The 1,081-nt window shown below is 64.0% G+C and carries 1 pseudogene; it reads right to left on the bottom strand.

Features of this window, described 5'->3' with window-relative positions:
- Positions 1 to 421 precede the first annotated feature (421 nt).
- A pseudogene (locus BACCOPRO_RS18625) lies at positions 422 to 1,081 on the bottom strand (hypothetical protein); the annotation flags it as partial.

Below are 1,081 nucleotides of genomic sequence, written 5' to 3' on the forward strand. Positions count from 1 at the left end.
GTCACACGCCCCATCGGGTCGCGTTCGAACACCATGCGCGCCTCACCGTTGTCGGCGGTGGCCATCAGCCCGTTCCTGTCGTAGCCGTATTCCTCTTTCGTGCCGTCGTGGTACTCGGCTGTGAGCACGCGTCCCATGGTGTCGTATGTGTAGGCGGTGCTGCGCCCCTCCGGGACGATCTATGCGTGTCACACGTCCGCAACCGTCCCTGTGGTATATGCGCTCTATGCCGCCGTAGTCCTTTTCCGACGATATGTTGCCCGCAAGGTCACGCCTGAAGACATACCCGGCACCGGCCTCGTTGACCACCTCGCGCAGGCGGTCCATCCCGTCGTAGCGGAAGCTCACCCTGTTCCCGGCTTCCTCGCGCCATGTCATGCTCCCCACGGAGTTGTAGCCCATGCGGACATGGCGTCGCGCGTCACGCAGCCTCCGTGATGCTGTCGTAGCTGTCGTAGCCGAGGTGTATGACGTTACCGTCACGGGCGTCTATGCGCCGCAGGCGGTCCAGGGCGTCATACACGTAGAACTCCGTGCGGCTGCCGGGAGAGCTTCGCTCGATGAGCCTGCCCCTGGCATCATGCTTCCAGCCGCCGAGCAGCCTTCCGTCCTCGTGCCATGACACGAGGTTCAGCGAGCCGTCGTAGGACAGTTCGGAGCGGCGGTCTCCCTTGCCGACGCCCACGGGCTGGCCGTGGCTGTCGTAGGTGAACTCCGTGACGCCGCCGTCACGGTCTATGAAGCGGCTGACAAGGTGCGGACGCTCCGTGTCGTACAGGCGGACGGTCTTGTTGCCCTCACGGTCCACGTGGATGCTCAGCCGTCCCTTGTCGTCGTATATGTACATCTCGCCGCTGCCGTCGGGGTACGTGACACCGGTGAGGTTGCCGTCATTGTCGTAACTGTAGCCCGTGACGCCGCCCTCTGGGTCGATGGTGCGGTAAGGCTCCATGAAGTCCGTGTAGCTGTGGCGCGTCTCGTTGCCGAGCGGGTCGATTTCGGCGGTCACAAGCTGGTCGGGTGTATAGCGGTAGGTGGTCGTGCCGCCCGTGGAGTCGGTCACGAGGTTGTAGCCTTCGGA

The organism is Phocaeicola coprophilus DSM 18228 = JCM 13818 (assembly GCF_000157915.1).
In the GTDB taxonomy this organism is placed as follows: Bacteria; Bacteroidota; Bacteroidia; order Bacteroidales; family Bacteroidaceae; genus Phocaeicola; species Phocaeicola coprophilus.